This is a genomic window from Streptomyces sp. NPDC006261, assembly GCF_040613515.1.
GTDB lineage: Bacteria > Actinomycetota > Actinomycetes > Streptomycetales > Streptomycetaceae > Streptomyces.
Map to the genome: position 1 here is coordinate 47,470 of NZ_JBEXSI010000020.1, position 16,845 is coordinate 64,314.

Annotated in this window: 38 protein-coding genes; 29 read left to right on the top strand and 9 right to left on the bottom strand. The window is 68.7% G+C overall.

Features of this window, described 5'->3' with window-relative positions:
* Nucleotides 1-12: 12 nt before the first annotated feature.
* The 5 genes from ABZ154_RS15375 to ABZ154_RS15395 all read right to left on the bottom strand — a co-directional run bounded on the left by ABZ154_RS15375 (nucleotide 13) and on the right by ABZ154_RS15395 (nucleotide 2,395).
* Nucleotides 13-426, bottom strand: coding sequence for a DUF1870 family protein (locus ABZ154_RS15375; RefSeq protein WP_356832722.1), 414 nt, complete (start codon nucleotides 424-426; stop codon nucleotides 13-15).
* A gap of 53 nt (nucleotides 427-479) precedes the next feature.
* Nucleotides 480-815, bottom strand: coding sequence for a hypothetical protein (locus tag ABZ154_RS15380; protein WP_356832724.1), 336 nt, complete (start codon nucleotides 813-815; stop codon nucleotides 480-482).
* 207 nt (nucleotides 816-1,022) lie between these two features.
* On the bottom strand, nucleotides 1,023-1,187 hold the full coding sequence (locus ABZ154_RS15385; RefSeq protein ID WP_356832726.1) for a hypothetical protein: 165 nt from the start codon (nucleotides 1,185-1,187) through the stop codon (nucleotides 1,023-1,025).
* Nucleotides 1,184-1,693 carry a hypothetical protein gene (locus ABZ154_RS15390; RefSeq protein ID WP_356832728.1) on the bottom strand — a complete coding sequence of 170 codons (510 nt, stop codon included), beginning with the start codon at nucleotides 1,691-1,693 and terminating at the stop codon, nucleotides 1,184-1,186. The genes ABZ154_RS15385 and ABZ154_RS15390 overlap by 4 nt, the downstream gene beginning before the upstream one ends.
* A gap of 123 nt (nucleotides 1,694-1,816) precedes the next feature.
* On the bottom strand, nucleotides 1,817-2,395 hold the full coding sequence (locus ABZ154_RS15395) for a hypothetical protein (RefSeq protein WP_356832730.1): 579 nt from the start codon (nucleotides 2,393-2,395) through the stop codon (nucleotides 1,817-1,819).
* Between the two features lie 182 nt (nucleotides 2,396-2,577).
* Here ABZ154_RS15395 and ABZ154_RS15400 point away from each other — a divergent pair, with 182 nt between their 5' ends.
* The 17 genes from ABZ154_RS15400 (at nucleotide 2,578) to ABZ154_RS15480 (ending at nucleotide 11,064) form a co-directional block, all read left to right on the top strand.
* A complete protein-coding gene (locus ABZ154_RS15400) occupies nucleotides 2,578-3,330 on the top strand; it encodes a GntR family transcriptional regulator (RefSeq protein ID WP_354402636.1) in 753 nt (250 codons plus the stop codon).
* A gap of 171 nt (nucleotides 3,331-3,501) precedes the next feature.
* Entirely contained in the window at nucleotides 3,502-3,744 is a 243-nt protein-coding gene (locus ABZ154_RS15405; RefSeq protein ID WP_356832732.1) for a helix-turn-helix domain-containing protein, read from the top strand.
* Entirely contained in the window at nucleotides 3,741-3,905 is a 165-nt protein-coding gene (locus tag ABZ154_RS15410) for a hypothetical protein (protein ID WP_356832734.1), read from the top strand. Before ABZ154_RS15405 ends, ABZ154_RS15410 begins: the two co-directional genes overlap by 4 nt.
* Nucleotides 3,905-4,039, top strand: coding sequence for a hypothetical protein (locus ABZ154_RS15415; protein WP_356832735.1), 135 nt, complete (start codon nucleotides 3,905-3,907; stop codon nucleotides 4,037-4,039). Before ABZ154_RS15410 ends, ABZ154_RS15415 begins: the two co-directional genes overlap by 1 nt.
* An 86-nt stretch (nucleotides 4,040-4,125) precedes the next feature.
* A complete protein-coding gene (locus ABZ154_RS15420; protein WP_356832737.1) occupies nucleotides 4,126-4,326 on the top strand; it encodes a hypothetical protein in 201 nt (66 codons plus the stop codon).
* 82 nt (nucleotides 4,327-4,408) lie between these two features.
* Complete coding sequence (locus tag ABZ154_RS15425) at nucleotides 4,409-4,648, top strand: hypothetical protein (protein ID WP_356832739.1); 240 nt, start codon at nucleotides 4,409-4,411, stop codon at nucleotides 4,646-4,648.
* 42 nt (nucleotides 4,649-4,690) lie between these two features.
* Complete coding sequence (locus ABZ154_RS15430) at nucleotides 4,691-4,990, top strand: hypothetical protein (protein ID WP_356832741.1); 300 nt, start codon at nucleotides 4,691-4,693, stop codon at nucleotides 4,988-4,990.
* Nucleotides 4,990-5,244 (top strand): hypothetical protein, encoded by a 255-nt coding sequence (locus ABZ154_RS15435; RefSeq protein ID WP_356832743.1) that lies wholly within the window; start codon nucleotides 4,990-4,992, stop codon nucleotides 5,242-5,244. The genes ABZ154_RS15430 and ABZ154_RS15435 overlap by 1 nt, the downstream gene beginning before the upstream one ends.
* Nucleotides 5,244-5,423, top strand: a complete 180-nt coding sequence (locus tag ABZ154_RS15440; RefSeq protein WP_356832745.1) for a hypothetical protein — start codon at nucleotides 5,244-5,246, stop codon at nucleotides 5,421-5,423. The genes ABZ154_RS15435 and ABZ154_RS15440 overlap by 1 nt, the downstream gene beginning before the upstream one ends.
* A gap of 17 nt (nucleotides 5,424-5,440) precedes the next feature.
* On the top strand, nucleotides 5,441-5,620 hold the full coding sequence (locus ABZ154_RS15445) for a hypothetical protein (RefSeq protein ID WP_356832747.1): 180 nt from the start codon (nucleotides 5,441-5,443) through the stop codon (nucleotides 5,618-5,620).
* Nucleotides 5,621-5,876: 256 nt separating this feature from the next.
* Entirely contained in the window at nucleotides 5,877-6,125 is a 249-nt protein-coding gene (locus ABZ154_RS15450) for a hypothetical protein (protein WP_356832749.1), read from the top strand.
* Between the two features lie 93 nt (nucleotides 6,126-6,218).
* Complete coding sequence (locus tag ABZ154_RS15455; RefSeq protein WP_356832751.1) at nucleotides 6,219-6,404, top strand: hypothetical protein; 186 nt, start codon at nucleotides 6,219-6,221, stop codon at nucleotides 6,402-6,404.
* Nucleotides 6,405-6,501: 97 nt separating this feature from the next.
* Nucleotides 6,502-6,696 carry a hypothetical protein gene (locus ABZ154_RS15460; RefSeq protein ID WP_356832753.1) on the top strand — a complete coding sequence of 65 codons (195 nt, stop codon included), beginning with the start codon at nucleotides 6,502-6,504 and terminating at the stop codon, nucleotides 6,694-6,696.
* A gap of 20 nt (nucleotides 6,697-6,716) precedes the next feature.
* Complete coding sequence (locus tag ABZ154_RS15465) at nucleotides 6,717-7,970, top strand: hypothetical protein (protein WP_356832754.1); 1,254 nt, start codon at nucleotides 6,717-6,719, stop codon at nucleotides 7,968-7,970.
* Nucleotides 7,967-10,123 (top strand): hypothetical protein, encoded by a 2,157-nt coding sequence (locus ABZ154_RS15470; protein WP_356832756.1) that lies wholly within the window; start codon nucleotides 7,967-7,969, stop codon nucleotides 10,121-10,123. Before ABZ154_RS15465 ends, ABZ154_RS15470 begins: the two co-directional genes overlap by 4 nt.
* A gap of 251 nt (nucleotides 10,124-10,374) precedes the next feature.
* On the top strand, nucleotides 10,375-10,887 hold the full coding sequence (locus ABZ154_RS15475; protein ID WP_356832758.1) for a hypothetical protein: 513 nt from the start codon (nucleotides 10,375-10,377) through the stop codon (nucleotides 10,885-10,887).
* 9 nt (nucleotides 10,888-10,896) lie between these two features.
* Nucleotides 10,897-11,064, top strand: coding sequence for a pRL2-8 (locus tag ABZ154_RS15480; protein ID WP_356832760.1), 168 nt, complete (start codon nucleotides 10,897-10,899; stop codon nucleotides 11,062-11,064).
* A 3-nt stretch (nucleotides 11,065-11,067) separates the two neighbouring features.
* Here the strand turns inward: ABZ154_RS15480 and ABZ154_RS15485 are convergent, their stop codons facing one another.
* The 4 genes from ABZ154_RS15485 to ABZ154_RS15500 are packed head-to-tail and all read right to left on the bottom strand — an operon-like array spanning nucleotide 11,068 to nucleotide 12,265.
* On the bottom strand, nucleotides 11,068-11,250 hold the full coding sequence (locus ABZ154_RS15485) for a hypothetical protein (protein ID WP_356832762.1): 183 nt from the start codon (nucleotides 11,248-11,250) through the stop codon (nucleotides 11,068-11,070).
* 51 nt (nucleotides 11,251-11,301) lie between these two features.
* Nucleotides 11,302-11,568: a hypothetical protein gene (locus ABZ154_RS15490; protein ID WP_356832764.1), complete on the bottom strand. Its 267-nt coding sequence runs from the start codon at nucleotides 11,566-11,568 to the stop codon at nucleotides 11,302-11,304.
* Nucleotides 11,565-12,005, bottom strand: a complete 441-nt coding sequence (locus ABZ154_RS15495; protein ID WP_356832766.1) for a DUF6221 family protein — start codon at nucleotides 12,003-12,005, stop codon at nucleotides 11,565-11,567. The genes ABZ154_RS15490 and ABZ154_RS15495 overlap by 4 nt, the downstream gene beginning before the upstream one ends.
* A complete protein-coding gene (locus ABZ154_RS15500; protein WP_356832768.1) occupies nucleotides 12,002-12,265 on the bottom strand; it encodes a hypothetical protein in 264 nt (87 codons plus the stop codon). The genes ABZ154_RS15495 and ABZ154_RS15500 overlap by 4 nt, the downstream gene beginning before the upstream one ends.
* 157 nt (nucleotides 12,266-12,422) lie before the next feature.
* On the opposite strand from ABZ154_RS15500, the gene ABZ154_RS15505 reads away from it, so the two are divergent.
* From ABZ154_RS15505 to ABZ154_RS15560, 12 genes are all read left to right on the top strand, one after another.
* Nucleotides 12,423-12,998 carry a hypothetical protein gene (locus tag ABZ154_RS15505; protein ID WP_356832769.1) on the top strand — a complete coding sequence of 192 codons (576 nt, stop codon included), beginning with the start codon at nucleotides 12,423-12,425 and terminating at the stop codon, nucleotides 12,996-12,998.
* A gap of 39 nt (nucleotides 12,999-13,037) precedes the next feature.
* Nucleotides 13,038-13,322 carry a hypothetical protein gene (locus ABZ154_RS15510; protein WP_356832771.1) on the top strand — a complete coding sequence of 95 codons (285 nt, stop codon included), beginning with the start codon at nucleotides 13,038-13,040 and terminating at the stop codon, nucleotides 13,320-13,322.
* 10 nt (nucleotides 13,323-13,332) lie between these two features.
* Nucleotides 13,333-13,617, top strand: a complete 285-nt coding sequence (locus ABZ154_RS15515; RefSeq protein WP_356832773.1) for a hypothetical protein — start codon at nucleotides 13,333-13,335, stop codon at nucleotides 13,615-13,617.
* 29 nt (nucleotides 13,618-13,646) lie between these two features.
* Nucleotides 13,647-13,868: a hypothetical protein gene (locus ABZ154_RS15520; RefSeq protein WP_356832775.1), complete on the top strand. Its 222-nt coding sequence runs from the start codon at nucleotides 13,647-13,649 to the stop codon at nucleotides 13,866-13,868.
* Nucleotides 13,869-13,938: 70 nt separating this feature from the next.
* Nucleotides 13,939-14,547, top strand: a complete 609-nt coding sequence (locus tag ABZ154_RS15525; RefSeq protein ID WP_356832777.1) for a DUF262 domain-containing protein — start codon at nucleotides 13,939-13,941, stop codon at nucleotides 14,545-14,547.
* Nucleotides 14,544-14,975, top strand: a complete 432-nt coding sequence (locus ABZ154_RS15530; protein WP_356832779.1) for a hypothetical protein — start codon at nucleotides 14,544-14,546, stop codon at nucleotides 14,973-14,975. Before ABZ154_RS15525 ends, ABZ154_RS15530 begins: the two co-directional genes overlap by 4 nt.
* The gene (locus ABZ154_RS15535) at nucleotides 14,975-15,352 is read left to right on the top strand and encodes a hypothetical protein (protein WP_356832781.1); all 378 of its coding nucleotides are present in this window, start codon (nucleotides 14,975-14,977) and stop codon (nucleotides 15,350-15,352) included. The genes ABZ154_RS15530 and ABZ154_RS15535 overlap by 1 nt, the downstream gene beginning before the upstream one ends.
* Nucleotides 15,346-15,519, top strand: coding sequence for a hypothetical protein (locus ABZ154_RS15540; RefSeq protein WP_356832783.1), 174 nt, complete (start codon nucleotides 15,346-15,348; stop codon nucleotides 15,517-15,519). The genes ABZ154_RS15535 and ABZ154_RS15540 overlap by 7 nt, the downstream gene beginning before the upstream one ends.
* A gap of 115 nt (nucleotides 15,520-15,634) precedes the next feature.
* On the top strand, nucleotides 15,635-15,838 hold the full coding sequence (locus ABZ154_RS15545) for a hypothetical protein (protein WP_356832785.1): 204 nt from the start codon (nucleotides 15,635-15,637) through the stop codon (nucleotides 15,836-15,838).
* A 4-nt stretch (nucleotides 15,839-15,842) separates the two neighbouring features.
* Complete coding sequence (locus ABZ154_RS15550; protein WP_356832787.1) at nucleotides 15,843-16,139, top strand: hypothetical protein; 297 nt, start codon at nucleotides 15,843-15,845, stop codon at nucleotides 16,137-16,139.
* Nucleotides 16,140-16,433: 294 nt separating this feature from the next.
* A complete protein-coding gene (locus ABZ154_RS15555) occupies nucleotides 16,434-16,607 on the top strand; it encodes a hypothetical protein (protein WP_356832789.1) in 174 nt (57 codons plus the stop codon).
* On the top strand, nucleotides 16,604-16,825 hold the full coding sequence (locus ABZ154_RS15560) for a hypothetical protein (protein WP_356832791.1): 222 nt from the start codon (nucleotides 16,604-16,606) through the stop codon (nucleotides 16,823-16,825). The genes ABZ154_RS15555 and ABZ154_RS15560 overlap by 4 nt, the downstream gene beginning before the upstream one ends.
* Nucleotides 16,826-16,845: the final 20 nt, after the last annotated feature.

A 16,845-nucleotide genomic window follows, 5' to 3' on the forward strand; every position in this document is an offset into this window, starting at 1 on the left:
CGGGGTTGGCGGTCAGCCCTCGCCCTGGGGCGCGTAGGCGATGGCCAGCCCCGGCACCTCTTGGGCAATACGAGCGACGACTGCGCGATGCCACGACGCCGGGAAGGGAACCTCGGGATGAGCTGCGTGGTACTCGGCGTCCGTGCGGTACGTCAGAACCCCGGGCTCCGGCATGTCCAGCAGGGCGGTAACCGCGCTGCCGACGAACTCCCCGGTCTGGGCCTCCAGGCGCTCCAGCTCCAGGCGGACCCCGTCGGGGATGGCGTACTTGCCCTGTTCCCAGTGCCGCACGGTGCGCGGGGAGACCTTCAGGTGGGCGGCGAGCCAGTCCCCGGTGAGCCCTAGCCAGTCGCGGACGACACGGAACTCGGCGTCCGTCATCCGTTCGTCGTCGGGCATCCCGGGCGGGTCGGCGTACTCGGTCATGGCGTCTCCAGGCATAGGAGAGCCCCGACTTTGCAGCCGGGGCTCGTTGGGCGTCAGTTGTCGACGTCGTGCTTCTGAACGATCGCGAACAGGTCGATCCCCTGGATCGCTGCGCGGATGTCGAAGTCGCCGATCTCGTCGGTGTAGTCGGGGTCGGTGTGGTGCAGGCCGATGAACTCGTCGCCCGCGATGGAGATGCCCTCGGGGAGCGCGTTGTCGATGGCGTCACGGTAGTCGGAGGCGATGAGGTCCAGGGCGCCACTACTCTCCATGCGCTCCCGCCAGTCACTGTCGCCGCCGTTGATGGCATCCAGGATGGTGGCTTCGACCGACAGGTTCGTGCTGTCGCCGTGGTTGACCCAGGTGCCGTAGCTGGTGGTGACGTTCATGTCCGGTTCCTTCCGGTGGAGTCTGGGGCTGTTCCCCTGACCTCATGACGACAACAGTACCTTCCTGCTTTAGGAAGTGCAACGGGTGTCACCCAGAAGAGTGAGAACCCATCAGAAACCCCAGCTCAGAACCGCATCGCCGGGTGACACCGCTGGCACTCAGAAGCCCCCGCCGGCGAACCAGGCGGAGGCTCGGCGTGCGGACGATCAGCGGGGGAGCGCCTCATCCAGGTACTCCTGCACCGGCCCGAACAGCCCCCACGGCACGTACTCCGGGATGTCCCCGTGCCCGATCCACGCCACGGCGGCGATCTCGTCGGCGTCCCCGACGATGGCGTCCCCGGAGATCAGCTCGCACGCCACGTAGGTCATCGGCCGGCTCGCCACTCCGCCCGCGCAGCCTCCAGGCGACCGTGCATCTGCTCCAGGTGCTCCAGGCGTTCCCGTAGAGTGCCGATCACCGTCGCCAGTCCGTCCGGGTCCAGGCCCTCGATCCACTCGTCCTGGACGACCTCGACCGACACATGTGGGGCGCGTAGGGCGATCGACTGGGCGAACGGCAGGAAGTTCAACGTCGCCGACAACACCCGCATGTTCTCCGGGGTCCCGTTCGAGTTGATCGGCAGGCACACAGTCGTCGAATCGATCTGGCACCAGATGTCATCCGGATCCGACGGGGTCGCCGCGTCCATGCTGTGGTCCACGTCGCAGCCGCGCATGCAGGTGACCTCCAGGCGGCGACCCGTGTGACGGTCCACGAACGACCAACGGCGCGGGTCCGGAGCCGGGGCGGGAGCGGCGGACGGAGTCGGCGGCTGCGGGGGGACAGGGGCCGACAACACCGGGGAGACGAGGGCAGGGGAAGGCGCTACAGTCATGACTGAACCTTTCACTGAGGTGGGTTCATTGATCAGCGAGCTGATGACTCGCTGGTGAAACAGGCCGGGCGCTCCAACGCCCGGCTTTTTCATGTCCGCACCTGAGGTAACTGGCGCGGCGCGCTACGAGGCCGGGTGGTCGCGCTCGCAGACGAAGTAGCCGAAGCTCTTGTAGCGGTAGACGTACCGCTGTTGCCTTAGTAGCTGAATGGCGTGGTTCGTGGCACCGAGCCCGATCTCGACAGCTGCGGCCAGGTCTCGGGGGGCTGGGATCTTGTGGCCGGTAGGCCAGTTGCCCTTGTCGATCTCGGCGCGGATCAGCTCGACGAGCTTGGCTGCCTTTCGCGGTCCCGCTGTTGCGAGGGATGGCCATGTCGTTGGGGCCGCCGGCACGCGATCGAAGTTCTCGGCGTCGTTGTAGATCGGCCGCTCGGTTCGGATGGCGACTATTTCGGCGGCTGACGCTTCGGCGTCGGTGTCGTACCACTCGGTCGTGAGGGAGGCGGCTTCCTGCGCCCACGGAGCGCGGGCGTGAGCCTTCTGCCTGTCTTCCGGGTGGCTGGTGATTCCGATGTAGAGCGGGTTTCCGTTGGTGTCGAGGTAGCGGTAGAGCGCGATGCGCCCAGACCTCCCTGCCTCCGCGTTCTCTCGTTCCGGGCAGGACTGGGGGGTCGGGTGGTCGGTGAAGCGAGGAGTGCTCAAGGCGTCCTTTCCTTTCGGCACGCATGGTGACCATCGCGATTCACGCGGTTGCTCCGTGTTGTCGCACGCCTACCGTGACCTATCTCCTTCGAAGGAGTCAAGGACTTCGCGGGTTTCGCCCACTTCGCGCGCCAGATCGGGGGGTGGCTAACATCTTCGAAGGGGTCGATTTAGGAGGAGTTTTGGCACCACGCAAGGGAGAACCCGGGCGGTTCCTGTACAAGGAGCTCGCGGCGGAGTTTCGGGCGCAGATCCAGTCGGGTGCGCTGGCCCCTGGCGACGCGCTGCCAAGTGAGGCTGCCCTGATGGAGGGGCGCGGTCTCGCGCGGTCAACTGTTCGCCAGGCATACGACCTCCTGAAGGCCGAAGGCCTGGCGACGGCCAAGCAGGGCAAGGGTGTCTTCGCGCTCAACCCCAAGAAGGTCATCCGGAACGCGCAGAAGCGGCTGTCCCGAGAGGTCTGGGAGTCTGGGCGGTCGATCTGGAGCGTTGACCTCGAAGGGCGTGATCCAGACGCCGAGGTCGAAGTTGACGCGGAGATCGAAGCTCCGGAGTACATCGCGGGGGTGTTGGATAGCCGCCGCGTATGTCGCCGGCGCCGGGTCTTCTCCCTCGATGACCGTACCCTCCAGGTCGCAACCTCCTACCTGGATGCCAGCCTTGCGGCTGCTGCTGGCATCGGGCAGGTCGACACCGGGCCCGGGGGGATGTACGCGCGGCTTGCGGACATCGGGCGCGCGCCCGTGGCTGCGAAAGAGCGCATCAGGAGTCGTGTGGCCATGCCGGACGAGGTGGACGTCCTTGAGGTGGGTGTCGGCTCGTGCGTCATCGTCATCGAGCGCACGGTCACCGATGCCGAGGGTCGAATCTTGGAGGTCAACGAGATGACGCTCGATGCTGCTCGCTACATCCTGGAGTACGACTTCAACCTCTAGCGTCGCGTTTCATCGGGCCCCGCAGGCACTGCCTGCGGGGCCCTTTTGCGTGCCCGGAAACTCTGCGAACTCTGACCGCTGAGCGAGCTTGACAACTCCTTCGAAGGAGGTCATGGTTAACCCATCGCCTTCTCCTTCGAAGGAGTTCCCCGGCTAGCTATTGGAGATCGAATGACGACCGACACCAGGAGCCCTGAGCCCGCCCAGGGCGATGAGCTGCTGACCGCTAAGCAGATTGCCGAGCTCATGAAGGTCCACGTAGCGACCGTCTACCGCCTCGCGGACAGCGGCCAGCTGCGCGCCATGCGGTTCGGCAGGGGAGAGAGCCGACGGCGAGGCTTCCGGTGCTGGAGGTCGGTCGTTGTCGACTTCATGCGTGACTCGGAGTACCCCGCCACGGAGGTGGCGGCATGACCCCGCCGATTACCCCGCCGGCCGCCCCGATGTCTGCTGCGGATGACCTGGCGCACGAGAAGGCGTCGCACCGCCGCCCGGCCCAGATCTCCCAGGAGACGGTCACCCTCCCCGCTGATCCGGCTGCTCGCCGCCGGCTGATCGCGCAGCGGAAGCTCTGATGGCTACGGCCGAGGCCCCTCGCGAGAACACGATCGTCGCGGAGCCCGCAACCCCGGATGCGTGCCGCCGCGACTACGAGGCCGCCGCTGATGTTCGGGCGCAGATGGCCCGCCAGCTGTCCCGCCGCAAGTAGCACCACTGACCGCCGTGCTGGCGGGTTGATCGAACCCCCGCGGTCCCCGCCAGCACGGCTTCCCACCCCCTCCTAAGGAGATCGCCATGGGCGTGTTCCGTAAGTCCCCTGCCGAGAAGCAGGCCATCGCCGACATGAAGGCCGCTGATCGGGCCCTCAACAACAACACCGACCGGGAGAGCAAGGCCGGGATCTTCGACGAGACCCCCGACTATCAGCGCCTCAACGGTGCTGCGAACGACGCCGCCTCGAAGGTGTCCCGGTGGCACGGCGGCACCCGCAAGTAGTACCCACAGCCCGCCGCTCCCGCTCGGCCACCCCCGTCCCGGGCGGGAGCGGCTCTCCATCCCCACCTTTGGAAGGATCGTCATGCCCAGTCTCGACATTCCTGACCTGCACGTCCTCCTGGCCGCTGAGGGCACCCTGCACCTCGACAGCCCGCAGACCGCCGCCGACGTGTCCGCCGCTGTCGCCCAGGCGTTGGAGGCCGTGAAGCAGGCGTACCGCGTCGCCTACTCCCACGCCAATGGTGACGACGAGGACGAGATCGTCGACGGCCTCGACATGACGGCTCACTGGCTCCTCGGTATCGCCGACGACCTGAAGTAACCCCCACTCAACCCATCACTCCACCACTCGAAGGGCACCCCCATGTCTCCTTACGTTTCGTCCGTCACTGACCTGTTCTCCGGCGACCTCGCCACCGTGTCCGATGAGATCCACAACCTGCGGGCTGCGCTCCTCACCTCGGACGTGCTGGTGACGTGGGAGGAGGCGGAGGGTCTGTCGCCGGGGGAGATCGTTACCCGGTACGCGACGGCCCGCCGCGACCACGGGACGCGGTACTGGCTGCGGACTCTGGCCGCGGAGCATGACGCCGGGAACCGGTTCGGGCCGCGGCTGCTGGACGAGCTGGACGGTATCGACGGCGTGCACACCCTGGCCGCCTGATGGGCCTCTTCAGCCGCTTGGTTGGCTCACCTTCGTCCGGTTCCGCCGGGTCGATCGGCGTCGCCGGTCAGGTCTCGCCGACGAACACCCCGTCCCCCGCCGACGAGCAGGAGATCAGCGCCGGGTTCCGTGCCCGCGGAGATGCTGCCCGCCGCCATTACCGGGTGACCGGTGACAGCAGCCCGATGTGGCGGGCGAAGGCCGACGAGGCCGACGCGATCAACGCCCACCGGCGCTCCCGGCGGCGGTCCTGATGGGGGCCTCCACGGGCGAGCCGGCCGAGCGGACCCCGGCCCGGGTTGAGCGTGAGATCCGTAGCGCCGCCACCGCCCGCCGTCTGGCCGAGGGCGACGGGCATCACGACATCGCCGCGTTCCTCCGGACAGCCATCGACATCGGGCTCGACGAACTCAACGACCTGAACAACACCTAACCCCGAAAGGACACCTCATGGGATCCGCAGACCCCTGGCCCGACCTGACCGGCAAGACCTGGGCCACCAAGACCACACCCGAGATGACCGATGCCGAGGTCAACGACGCCCGCGCCACGTTCGAGGCCGTCGGGCGCAACGACTACGAGGGGGAGTGGCTGCGACGCCACGGCCTCCCCGAGAACTACGGCGACTGACTCCGGCCCGCTCTGTCGTCACCAGCCCCCACAGCTGGCGGCGGCAGTACGGCCCGGAACAGCCGGACCCGAAACCGAGGAGCAGCGCTGATGTGCAAGTGCCCCGGTACCAACGCCCGTCGCGGTGACCCGTGCGCGGATCACTGCCCGCAGGAACTCGACCACGAGCGGTACTTCGCCCAAGACCTGCCCGCCCCCTGCGGATGCACCCCCACGCCCGGCCGTATCCGCCGGGCACTGACCCGAAAGGACCGTCATGGGCCTGTTTAACCGGATCACTGACGCCGCGACCGAGGTCAGCGGTCACGCCGCACTCACCAAGGACATTCGCAAGGCCGTCAAGGGCGGCGACCAGGAGGCCGCGGCCACGTTCCGGACCGGCACCCTCGCGGCTGCGCTGACGACCAAAGGCTGCAACGCCCGCGGCGAGGAGGTTGTGGCCTACGTCGAGAAGGTCGTCGCTGCGGACGGCGACGGCCGGCGCGCCGGCTGGCTGAACCGCTGAGTTACCGCCCCGGATCACGGCGCGAGGCCGCCGGATCGACTCCGGCCCGGGGCACTCCGACCCGCCGGTCGGTCACACCACAGGAGGACTTCCATGTTCGGACGCAAGGCTGCCGAAAAGCTCGACTCCGCCGCCGGTGCTCTGCACCGGGCGGGCACCAAGGCCGCAGGGAAGGCAGGAGGGCGCGCCGGAGACGCCGTCGCCAACGCCGTCCTCGCCCCGATCCGCAACCAGATCGACGTCCCCTGCACCTGCAAGGGCCGCTGCCCGCACAAGTAGTGATCGCAGCCCCGGCATTCAGCCGCGAGGGCGCGGGGTCGACTCCCGCCCGGGGCGCTCCCGCACTACCCAATCCGAGCCCGGAGGGGCGCACCCCGTGAAGAAGCTGATGTTGATTGCCGCAGCCCTGGTGCTGCTGGTCCTCTTCCCCAACCTCGCCCAGGCGGTGGCCACCGTGCTGGCCGTAACCGTGCAGTTCGTTGCCGCCCAGCCGGTTCTTATCGGCTTCGGGCTCGGTATCGCCGCTTTCGCCCACCTGCGTGGCAAGAACCCCGCCACCGCCCGCATCTGAACCGGAAGGAGCCCAACGTCATGAGCAGCTGGAGCGAAGAGCGCCGGCGCAACCAGGCTGCCGAAGCCGAGCAGCGCCGGCTCGATGAAGACGCCCGCGAGGCGCGCCGCATCAAAGCGCAAGAGATCGCCGACAAACGGCAGCGCGAAGAGCGCCGCAAGGACGCCGAAGAGAAGCGAACCGGTCGCGCCCAGCGGCGCCGGGAGCGGATGCAGCGCCGCCAGGCCCGTGCGGCGAAGCGGGAGAAGACCCTCACCCCCGGCAACGTGTACCGCCGCGGCACCCTCCTCCTCGTCGCACTGTCCGCCGCCGCGTCCCTGCCCGCGCAGATCCTCCACTTCGTTGCCATCTCGTGGATGCTCTTCCCGATCGGCCCTGCTGTCGAAGGCGCGGCCTGGGTCATGGCCGCCGGTGTTGCCTACGCCGACGAGCGGAAGCTGGCCGGCTGGGTGCGGTGGACGCTGCGCGGACTGTCGATGTCGGCGGCCGGGTTCGCCGCAACGATCAACTACAAGTACGGCACATCCCTGACTGCCGAAGGGCTCACGGCCAGCGAGGCGCAGGCAGCTGGCGTCGGACTTGCCGCGGTCACCCTTGGTGGGCCTCTGTTCTTCGAGGTTCGGCAGTGGGTCATGACCCTCGCCGCGAAGACCGCGACACCGAAGCAGCAGTCCGAGGACAAGGCCCGGGAGCAGCACCGGAAGGACCGAGCGAAGAAGTTCAAGGACGTCACCGACCGGCAGCGCGAACTGCTGCTTGCTGCTCCCTTCGGGACGCTTTCCGAGGAGGACGCTTTCGATCAGGCGTGGCTCGACAAGAAGGGCGCCCCGCGTGGTGTTACCGCCGACGCGATCGCTGACCGGCTCGACGCGGAGGCAGATGTTGCCGCGGTCCTCGCGAGCGGCGAGCACGCCGAGGAGAAGCTCGCAGTGGAGCTCCTCCTGGCCGACATCTTCGGCCGCGACCGGGGTGACGGGGGCCCTTCCGGAACCAGTGGCAGCAAGCCGAAGGGCGGCCCCCGTGGCGGCGCCCCCAAGGGGCGTACAGCCCTTGGGGGTAAAGGGAAGCGGCCGGTTCGAGGAACGTCCGCCACGGAGGCAGACAGGCCCCTCGATGAGGCCGATCTGGAAACCGTCAGGAAGCTCGCCGGGGCACTCGGCGGAACCGACCGCCTGTCCGCCCGCAACGTCCGCGAAGCCGTCGGCTGCCGCAACGACTACGGGCTCCGACTCCGTGACGCAGTCCGCGCCGAAACGCAGGGAGACAACCAGTGAGCATCGAGACCACCCCCGCAACTCCCGACCCGGAGTGGGAGAAGCTCATCTCCGGACTGTCCACCGACCCGGCCGGCAAGCCCGCCGGTCCCGTCCTCCAGAAGACCGCCGATGCCCCCGTCAACCGTCCGGACCTCCTTGGCGACATGCCCCTCACTCCGGAGTGGGCGCGGACGTCGACGGGGTGGCGGGCGCGTGCCGCCGTCGGCAAGGTCAACAGTGTGCGGGCGTTCCGCCGGTGGGTGCGCCGGCAGAACACCGAGCACGGGCACACCGCCCAAGTCTTCCGCGGCATGCAGCGCACGTTCCTCTGGATCCAGGGCACCGAGGGCGTCCAGATCGGCACCGCACGGCGTGAAGTCCAGCAAGCCCAAGCCGACTACAAGACGGCGAAGTGGCATCACGACAAGCGGCTCGTCCCCGGCAAGGAGAAGGACAAGCGGCGCCGCGAGATGGAGACCGCGTTCGCCGGATCCGTCACCGCCATGACCAAGTACAAGTCGGCCCGCAAGGACGCCCGGACCCGGCGCGGGGCACGCGGCGCCCTCGTCGCCGCGGCGATCGCCGTCCCGGAGGGCGCCGGGATCTACCTCATCGGTGGCACTGGCGGTGTCATCGCCACCGGATCCGCCCTCCTCGCGTTCGCACTGATCGGCCGGCGCACCATGGGTGGCGAGCTCTACGACGACCGGGACGCCAAGTTCGGCGACACCCACACCCTCACCGACACCATGCTCACCCACGTCTACCAGAACGCCCGCGTCATCGGCACCGACGACACCCTCACCCTACTGACCCCCTGCACCCTCACCGCCGACGGGCAGGCCTGGGAAGTCGTCTTCGACCTGCCGTCCGGCATCCCCACGAAGAAGGCCCTCACCGCGAAGGACGCTGTCGCCGGCGCCCTCGGAGTCGCCGTGCAGCAGCTCAACCAGGGCCGCGGCGACCGGGAGGGGCGCATCCGGCTGCGAGTTTCCCTGAACCTGCCGTTCACCGGTGCCCCCGCCCGTGGCCCGCTCCTCGACGTCGAGTCCATCAACCTGTGGCAGGCCATCCCCATGGGGATCAACCTTCGGGGCCAGGTCGTCAGTACCGAATGGGTCGAACGATCCGGGCTGTTCGGTGGTGAGCCAGGTGCAGGCAAGTCCGCCGCAGCGAACGACCTGCTGCTCGCCGCCGCCCTCGATCCGACGGTGCCCCTGTACCTGTGCGACGGGAAAGCCGGCGCGGACATCACCCCGTTCGAGCAGATCGCCACCATGTACGACACCGACGGCGACCCCGAACGGCTGCTGGAGATCCTGGAGCACATCTGGACCGTGGAGATCCCGCAGCGCCGCGCCCTTGCGAAGGAGCACGGGTCGCGGAAGCTGACCGCCGAGATGGCGGCCAAGGACTCGCGCGTCAACCTGGCGGTTCTCCTCGTCGACGAGTGGTCGTCCTACGGGGCCGCCGCCGACCGCAAGGTCCGCGAGGAAATGGAGCGCCTGCTGCGCCTCATCGTGCAGCAGGGGCGGGCGCTCGGCATCATCACGCTCTGCGCGACGCAGAAGCCGGACGCGGACTCGGTGCCGTCCGGGATTCGCGACATCCTCTCCATCCGGTGGGCGATGCGCTGCCTCACCCCCCAGGCCTCCGACACCATCCTCGGCCAGGGGTACGCGGCGGCCGGGCACAACGCCCAGGACATCCTCAAGTCGCAGCGAGGTGTCGGGATCTACATGGACGGTGAAGGCGCCGAACCGGAGCTGACCCGCGGCTACTACTACGACGACGACGAGGTCGCCCTGATCCTGGAGCGGGCGTTCGATCTGCGGGCCAAGGCGGGCACACTGCCGGCCGGTTCGGTGTCGCTGGCCGATCAGCTGCGCGCCCTCGGCGACGACCAAGCGAACATCCTGGCCGCCCTCGTCGACGCGTTCGACGTGCGCTCCGACAGCGAGGGGCGACCTGCCGAATGGCTCCCCGGCGCCGTGCTCATCGAGTACCTGACGGCAGCTGGCATGGACGTGTCCGCGGACGCCCTGGGGCGCCTAGTGGTCCGCACCGACGAGGACAAGGTGAAGCGGGCATGGGAGGGGTCGAGGGTCTTCGGCTATCCCCGTTCCCGCGTCATAGCAACTGTGCGTGACCGGCTTGGATTGGGCGAATAGCCCGGACGGACCCCGGACGGTCTGCCGGTTTTCCCAGGTCAAGCCCCGGACGCATTGGCGGTCGAGCCGGACGAGCGGTGTCTGAGCCGGACGGGCGCGTCCGGCTCAGGCGTCTTCTCGTCCGGGGTCTGTCCGGGACTGACCTGCACTGATGTCCAAGCGTCCGGCCTCACGTCCGGCCCTAAACCCGCACAAATGACTTCACCTCGAACTATGTAACCAAGAGTGACCTACCGCTTAGGAGCCCTCTCATGCAGCTGCCCGAGCAGCCCGTCGTCGGGCAGCCCGACCCCACCGTCCACGACAATGCCGCCCGGTTCCTGGCCGCCATCCAGGACATCGAGAAGGGCACCTACCACCGCGACGACACCCCGCTCCCCGTCGTCGGGACCGCCCCGCCCGTCGAGCAGCCCGGCCGGGCGTCGATGAGCCAGCGGGCCGTCGACCGCAACACGACCATCCTCACCAGCAGCATCCTCACCGCCGTCGCCGGAGGGGCCGTCAGCCTCGTCCTCTGGACCTCAGGGCACGCCAACGAGACGGTCATCGCCTGGATCTGCGGCGGCATCGTAGGAGTGCCCGTCGTCCTCACGCTGCCCGTGCTGGCCCTGAAGGCGTTGATGAAGAACGTCAGGGAGGCCGCTGAGGCAGCGCCGGCGCCGGTCACCAACCACTTCCACGGCCCCGTCCACCAGGACGCCCGCACCGTCACCAGCACCACCCGCGGCGTCATCGCTAACAACCGGAACCAACTGCCCAGCTAGGAGTCCCTGATGGCCAGCAAGACCGCTTTGAACCCCCCGAAGGGCGAGTGTCGCCAGTGCTGGCTGCACGCCTACGACAGCCGCGTGCAGCACAAGCACCTCGCGCCCCGGGAGGACTGCCCGGCCTGCGTGAACCACATGCTCAACGGCCACGGCAGCATGATCGTGGGACGCTGAAGTTCACCGCACGACAAGGCCCCGGACCGTCTGGTCCGGGGCTTTTCGTGTCGCACGGGCGATCCAGGAGCCGCCGAGGGAGTGGGTGGGGCGGAGGGCCACCGTCACGGGCAGGGCGGCCAGCAGCTCATCCAGGGCGTCCTGGCATTCGCGCTGCGTCGCACCGTGGACCGTGTACCTCGCCATGACCGCATTCTGCCGGGGGAGCAGAGGCGGTGGGGGCGAACCGGTGAAGCGCTAAGGGCAGTCGGGGCGTGTCCGTTCCCTGCCGGCGAGCCGGTCCGCTTCATCGAGGAGCGCCCGTGCGGCCTCGTGCTTGCCGTCGGCCGCGTACACCTCGGCGCGCTCCCGCAGGATGTCCGCGACCTCATACAGGGCGGTGCTTGCGGCGTGAGTGGCGGCGATGTCGTAGTGCCGGTCACCGGTCCAGCCGATCAGCGGAGCCGAGGTCAGCGAGTCACGGACCTGCTCGGTCACGTCGTACAGGACAGTCGGGTCACTCACGTCCGCCACTCCTCCAAGTAGTCCGGGTGGGCTTCGTGGACGGCGGCCTCGCGCAGCAGCACCTTGCGCAACGTCCTCTGCTCGATCCGCGCTTCCTGGTACGCGACCGTGTCTCCGTCGCTCATGGCCCGGTCCATGCGGTCCCCAGCCTCCTCGTACAGGTCCAGTACGGCCCGCGCCGCAACGACTCCCCGCAGGGTGCGGGCCGGGTCCTGGCGGGCGATGTGCCGCGCCACCCCTGCATCGTCAGCTGCGTGCGGCGTCACCTCGGTGACGCCCTCATCGGCGTGGTCGACGATGACCCATCGCCCGTCGCACTTCTCGCGGTGGTGCGCGGTCCAGTGGGCGCTGTCCCACTCGTCCCACGACGCCGCCCGCGCCGCCTGCGCGTCGTCGTCGAGTTGGGCCTTCACGAAAGCCGCCAAGGCGTCGGTCATGAGTGGTCTCCCTCGGGCTTGAGCTTGCCCACGGTCGGCGGGCGGAGGCGCTCGACTCCCTCGGCGCGGGCGATGCGCCGGAAGTACTCCGGGGTAAGGCCGGTGAGCTTCGCCAGTTGGCTGACGGTTGCGCCGGCCTTGAGGTCGGCTGCCGCCTGCTCCCGGATGGGGTCCTTGAGCTCGGCTTCGGCTTCACGGGCGCGCTTGTAACGGGCGTACAGCCGGGTGGCTTCTTCGTCGGGGGCGTAGTCGGTGGCCATGGGTTCATGGTCCCACATTTGTTGGCCACCGATAAGGCCACCCGGTTGCCCTAGCTAAAGAATCATGGTGGCCAATAGGTTGGCCTCTTGCGTGGGCAACGTGTTGGCCTATAGGGTTGGGTCATCACCAAGCAGCACAGCACCGAGGGGGATCCGTATGAAGCTCACCCAGATCGTGAAGCGCGCAGCCGGCCACTACACCGCCGCCACCACCGCCGGCACCTTCACCATCCAGCGCACCGGCCGCACCTGGCACCTGATCGGCCGCCGCATCACCGCCGCCTTCCGCACCCTCCGCGCCGCGGTCGCAGCCCTCACCGCGTACCGCCCCACCCCCCTCGGTGGCATGCCGACCCGCCTCACCAAGGTCATCGCCCGCACCCACCAGGCCGCCCGCACTACGACCAAGGCCCTCCGCTACCGGTGCCTGTCCGGGGACATCGCCGTCGCCGTCGACGCCGGCACCCTCATCCGCACCGGGGACATGCTGGAGCGGCTCGGAGCCGACGACCTCAAGGACGGGTACAAGTCCTGGTACGGCAAGTTCGTAAAGAAGGCGTACATCGCCGCAAACGGGCAGCCCCCGGTCATGGTCTGGGCGCAGCACCGCACCACCGGCCGCTGGATCCACGTCGCCGCCTACCAGCCCCTCGACCAGGCCCTGTTCATCGGCCTCACCACGTACAAGCAGACCCGGCACCTCGTCCAGGCCGACTTCATGGAGGTCGCCTAGACCAACTTCACGGCGCAGCAGACGACCGCCCTGTTCTCCGTGACGATCGCCCGCCTCGGCTACGACACCGTGGCAGCCGGCCCGTACCGCAGCGAAGCGTTCGCCGCCCTGGTCGCCCACCAGGCGGGGCAGGTGCTCGCCGACCAGTACCCGATCGTCGACGTCGCCCCGCACGAGCCGGAGCTTCTGCACCTCCCCGGTGACCCGGAGACCCTGCCCCAGCTGCTCGCCGCCATCGACGGGCAGCCGACCACCCCCACCGTCCGCAACGTGCTGGCCGACGCGTACACCGCGCACGCCACCCGGCTCCGCAACGCCGCCTGAGGAGGCCGCTATGAACCTGCCCGACATCAAGCAGCAGCCGACCGGGCTGACCGGGCTGACCGTGTGGATCCTCTCCGAAGGTGAGATGCACGAGGGTGGCACGATCGTCGGCGTCTACCTCGACCGTGACTTGGCTCGCGGCGCCCTGACCGCACGGGCGCAGAAGTTGCACGACCGGTTCACGATCGACGACGCCCGCCAGGACGACGACGGCTCGGTCCATATCGAGGGCGGCTGCGACTGGATCGCCCTGGAGCCCCACCCGGTTGTCACCGCCCTCGAACTCGACCGATGAACCCCCGCCCTGTCTCCGGAAGGACCCCGATGACCAACTCCACCGCCCCCGTGTTCGAGCTCCAGACCTACGACTACTCCGGGAACGAGTGGAAGACGGTCGGCACGTATGACACCGCGACCGACAACCGGGCCGAAGGCAACGCCTACTACGCGTACCAGGTTCACTCGGCGGCCGGCCCTACCCGGCTCCTGAAGGACGGTGTCACCCACCGGGGTTACGACAACCCGGACGACTACTACACGCGGTAGCCGCCCGATTCCTGAACAGTTCCGGGGCCGCCCAACCAGGCGGCCCCGCTCCACCTCCGGAAGGACCCCGATGACCCGACAGATCCCCGCCCCGTTCGACCACATCAGCCTCAACCCCTCCTTCCAGTCGGCCCGGTGGCTCGCCCGTCGGGTAGCCGAGGGTGAGATCGACGCCAACCCGCCATACCAGCGCGGCGGCGTTTGGACGCTCGATCAGCGCATTGCCCTCATCCAGACCTGGCTTCGCGGCCTGCCCGCCGGTGTCGTCATCCTGGCCGACCGCTGCAACCAGAAATGGGCCGCCGCGAATCCGGGCCACGACCCCTACGACACCGGGCAGGGGATCTGGGCCGTGGTGGACGGAAAGCAGCGCCTCACCACCGCCGTCATGTGGTTCGGCAGCGAGTTCGCCATCCCTGCCACCTGGTTGCCCGCCGACCACGTGGACGCTACCGAGGACACCGATGACGGCCCTTACGTCCGGCAGAACGGGCTGACGCTCAAGGGGCAGCGATTCATGGAGCGCTACTGCTCGCTCCTCGTCGCCGAGACGAAGGACTGCGCCACCGAGGCGGACGAGGCGGCGTTCTACCTCCTCGTCAACGGCGGCGGCACCCCGCAGACCGACAACGACATGGACAACGCTGCCCGGATCGCGGGCACGGAAGGACCCCGATGACCGACACCCCGATGACCCCGGACCGTGACCCGTCCCGCCGCGAAGAGCTGCTGTTCATGCTGCTTCACGGCGGGGCCCGCGACGAGACCATTGCCCAGCGGATCGTTGACCTTGCGCTGGCCGAGGCGCGCGCCGAACAGAAGGCCGAGGTCGACCGGCTGCGGAAGGCCCTATCCGGCGCGGCGTCTGAATCGTCGGCCGCCCTGTCGGCGATGCAGGAAAGGGCGGGGCGCTGGGAGGCCAACTGGCGCGCCGAGCGCCGCATGCGCCTGGAGGACAACACCAAGCTGCGCACCCGTGAGACTGAGCTGGAGACCGCCGAGTCCCGACTGACCGCCGTGGAGATGCTGGCCGAGGAAGCCCGCGACAAGTGCAACCACACCGTCGACACCGACCTGCTCCTCGACGCACTCGGACTGGAGAGCTGATGGCCGAGGTCGTCCGCCACCACGTTGCCCCGTCCCCGTTCGGTTGCCGGTGGTGCGGTGTTGCCGCCGGAAGCCACGGCCACCGGTACGTCAGCTCCCAGGGCATGCACACCTGGGAGCAGCCCACGAACACGCAGATCCTCGCCCGCATGCGAGCTCGCCGGGAACGCCGCCTGAACGTGAAGCCCGTCTACCACGCCACCACCAGGTGGGTGGCCTCCAGCAACCCGGAGGAAGGCATCCCCCTGTGCGGCGGGTGCTTCACCGAGAGCTGCGCGCCCTGGCTACGGGTACAGAGGCGCATCGAGCGGATCAGGTGGGGCCTGGCTCGCTCCGAGAGGTCGAAGCCCGGTACGTGGGGTGGTGAGCCGTGGTAGCCATCGCGATGCCGTCCCCGTCCGGGTGCCAGCACTGCGGCATCGACGAGCGCGAGCACATGGGGCGGTGGAAGCCCCCCGTCGGCTGGCACAAGTGGACGGCCCCCACCCAGGACCAGATCAAGACCCGCATGCGCGCCCGCCGGGCCGTGAGGATCACCCCGTGACCCCGCCGTCTGCCCCGGCCCCGTTGCCGCCGTGGGAGGAAACCCTGGCCGAGGTGAAACGCCGCGACCGCGAATGGTTGGAGCGGGACTATGACAACGACGACGAGGACTGACCATGTGGACCTGCGAGACCTGCGGCACCGAGAACCAGCAGGAAGACGAGCACTGCCAGAACTGCGACACCTGGCGTAGCGACCAGGAAGACGACGAGCCCAGCCCGGTCACGCGAGTGCAGCACTCCGGGCCCGACACCAGGTTCTGCATCCTCTGCCTATCCGGGGAGCACCAGCGCATCGACGCCAACAACGACGAGGAGTAGACCGATGAGCGCACGTGACGACCTGACCACCTACGCCGCGTCCACCCGCACCATCACCGCCGACAGCATCGCCCCGTACATCGACGCTGTTGAGTCGGAGGCCACGGTCTCGACGCAGGCGGCTTTGTCCGACCGTGCCGCCGAGAACCGGGAAATCCGCCGCGAAGCCGCGCGCGCCGCCGACCTCATCGAGAAGGGGAGATCGCACAGGCCATGTCCCTGCTGCGGAGCCTCACGCCCTGACCGCCCCTGGGCCGCTGTGTACGGCACGGCGGCCCACAACCGAAGGAGAACACCGTGAACGAAACGATCACGACGACCACCATCCGCCCCCACACCTCCTGCGGCCACCCGCGATGAGCGACCACCCGCTGCCAGTGAGCACCCGGGTCAGGCACTACGGCCAGCAGTGGCCCGCCGCCCGGTCCGGGACCGCAACCGTCCAGGAGATTAAAGGCCCCTGCAACGACGGCACCTGGGAGTACCGGGTCCTCACCACCCGGGACTTCGCCCGCCGCCCGGGGCCCGACAACCCCGAGACCCGTGAGACCTGGTGGAACTCCACCGCGACCATCCCGGCGAAGGAGCCCCCGCGATGATCCAGCCCGACGCGGAACAGGCCCCACTCCCGCCGGTGCAACACGTCGGCCCGCACAGCAAGTTCTGCGTCCTCTGCCGGTCCGGAGAACACCAGCGCGCCGACGACCCGACACCCACCACCCGCGACGGGGCACCCCGCCGCACCGGATACGTACAGGAGGACTCGTGACGGCCAACTATCCGCGCATCAGCCTGCCCCGCGATCAGATCATCGCCCTACTCACCGAGCACCGAGACCCCGACGCCGACCACCGTATCCACCTTCGTCCCGACGGCGGATGGATCATCGTCACCGCCACCCACGTTCTCCCTGACGGCACGGTGGACCAAGCGGCAAGCACCGACGAAGCCCTCGCTATGCACAACGAAGACCTCCAGCAGATGTAACCCCCACCCTGGGCCCGCCT

What these genes read in the sequence shown, in the direction of transcription:
- ABZ154_RS15530 (WP_356832779.1), top strand. Translation starts at nt 14,544, where the DNA reads ATGACCGACACCCCGATGACCCCGGACCGTGACCCGTCCCGCCGCGAA.
- ABZ154_RS15435 (WP_356832743.1), top strand. Translation starts at nt 4,990, where the DNA reads ATGGGCCTCTTCAGCCGCTTGGTTGGCTCACCTTCGTCCGGTTCCGCC.
- ABZ154_RS15450 (WP_356832749.1), top strand. Translation starts at nt 5,877, where the DNA reads ATGGGCCTGTTTAACCGGATCACTGACGCCGCGACCGAGGTCAGCGGT.
- ABZ154_RS15550 (WP_356832787.1), top strand. Translation starts at nt 15,843, where the DNA reads ATGAGCGCACGTGACGACCTGACCACCTACGCCGCGTCCACCCGCACC.
- ABZ154_RS15425 (WP_356832739.1), top strand. Translation starts at nt 4,409, where the DNA reads ATGCCCAGTCTCGACATTCCTGACCTGCACGTCCTCCTGGCCGCTGAG.
- ABZ154_RS15505 (WP_356832769.1), top strand. Translation starts at nt 12,423, where the DNA reads ATGAAGCTCACCCAGATCGTGAAGCGCGCAGCCGGCCACTACACCGCC.
- ABZ154_RS15525 (WP_356832777.1), top strand. Translation starts at nt 13,939, where the DNA reads ATGACCCGACAGATCCCCGCCCCGTTCGACCACATCAGCCTCAACCCC.
- ABZ154_RS15500 (WP_356832768.1), bottom strand. Translation starts at nt 12,265, where the DNA reads ATGGCCACCGACTACGCCCCCGACGAAGAAGCCACCCGGCTGTACGCC.
- ABZ154_RS15455 (WP_356832751.1), top strand. Translation starts at nt 6,219, where the DNA reads ATGTTCGGACGCAAGGCTGCCGAAAAGCTCGACTCCGCCGCCGGTGCT.
- ABZ154_RS15405 (WP_356832732.1), top strand. Translation starts at nt 3,502, where the DNA reads ATGACGACCGACACCAGGAGCCCTGAGCCCGCCCAGGGCGATGAGCTG.
- ABZ154_RS15535 (WP_356832781.1), top strand. Translation starts at nt 14,975, where the DNA reads ATGGCCGAGGTCGTCCGCCACCACGTTGCCCCGTCCCCGTTCGGTTGC.
- ABZ154_RS15485 (WP_356832762.1), bottom strand. Translation starts at nt 11,250, where the DNA reads ATGGCGAGGTACACGGTCCACGGTGCGACGCAGCGCGAATGCCAGGAC.
- ABZ154_RS15375 (WP_356832722.1), bottom strand. Translation starts at nt 426, where the DNA reads ATGACCGAGTACGCCGACCCGCCCGGGATGCCCGACGACGAACGGATG.
- ABZ154_RS15415 (WP_356832735.1), top strand. Translation starts at nt 3,905, where the DNA reads ATGGCTACGGCCGAGGCCCCTCGCGAGAACACGATCGTCGCGGAGCCC.
- ABZ154_RS15380 (WP_356832724.1), bottom strand. Translation starts at nt 815, where the DNA reads ATGAACGTCACCACCAGCTACGGCACCTGGGTCAACCACGGCGACAGC.
- ABZ154_RS15420 (WP_356832737.1), top strand. Translation starts at nt 4,126, where the DNA reads ATGGGCGTGTTCCGTAAGTCCCCTGCCGAGAAGCAGGCCATCGCCGAC.
- ABZ154_RS15465 (WP_356832754.1), top strand. Translation starts at nt 6,717, where the DNA reads ATGAGCAGCTGGAGCGAAGAGCGCCGGCGCAACCAGGCTGCCGAAGCC.
- ABZ154_RS15475 (WP_356832758.1), top strand. Translation starts at nt 10,375, where the DNA reads ATGCAGCTGCCCGAGCAGCCCGTCGTCGGGCAGCCCGACCCCACCGTC.
- ABZ154_RS15440 (WP_356832745.1), top strand. Translation starts at nt 5,244, where the DNA reads ATGGGGGCCTCCACGGGCGAGCCGGCCGAGCGGACCCCGGCCCGGGTT.
- ABZ154_RS15555 (WP_356832789.1), top strand. Translation starts at nt 16,434, where the DNA reads ATGATCCAGCCCGACGCGGAACAGGCCCCACTCCCGCCGGTGCAACAC.
- ABZ154_RS15385 (WP_356832726.1), bottom strand. Translation starts at nt 1,187, where the DNA reads ATGACCTACGTGGCGTGCGAGCTGATCTCCGGGGACGCCATCGTCGGG.
- ABZ154_RS15410 (WP_356832734.1), top strand. Translation starts at nt 3,741, where the DNA reads ATGACCCCGCCGATTACCCCGCCGGCCGCCCCGATGTCTGCTGCGGAT.
- ABZ154_RS15445 (WP_356832747.1), top strand. Translation starts at nt 5,441, where the DNA reads ATGGGATCCGCAGACCCCTGGCCCGACCTGACCGGCAAGACCTGGGCC.
- ABZ154_RS15430 (WP_356832741.1), top strand. Translation starts at nt 4,691, where the DNA reads ATGTCTCCTTACGTTTCGTCCGTCACTGACCTGTTCTCCGGCGACCTC.
- ABZ154_RS15545 (WP_356832785.1), top strand. Translation starts at nt 15,635, where the DNA reads ATGTGGACCTGCGAGACCTGCGGCACCGAGAACCAGCAGGAAGACGAG.
- ABZ154_RS15495 (WP_356832766.1), bottom strand. Translation starts at nt 12,005, where the DNA reads ATGACCGACGCCTTGGCGGCTTTCGTGAAGGCCCAACTCGACGACGAC.
- ABZ154_RS15480 (WP_356832760.1), top strand. Translation starts at nt 10,897, where the DNA reads ATGGCCAGCAAGACCGCTTTGAACCCCCCGAAGGGCGAGTGTCGCCAG.
- ABZ154_RS15520 (WP_356832775.1), top strand. Translation starts at nt 13,647, where the DNA reads ATGACCAACTCCACCGCCCCCGTGTTCGAGCTCCAGACCTACGACTAC.
- ABZ154_RS15515 (WP_356832773.1), top strand. Translation starts at nt 13,333, where the DNA reads ATGAACCTGCCCGACATCAAGCAGCAGCCGACCGGGCTGACCGGGCTG.
- ABZ154_RS15390 (WP_356832728.1), bottom strand. Translation starts at nt 1,693, where the DNA reads ATGACTGTAGCGCCTTCCCCTGCCCTCGTCTCCCCGGTGTTGTCGGCC.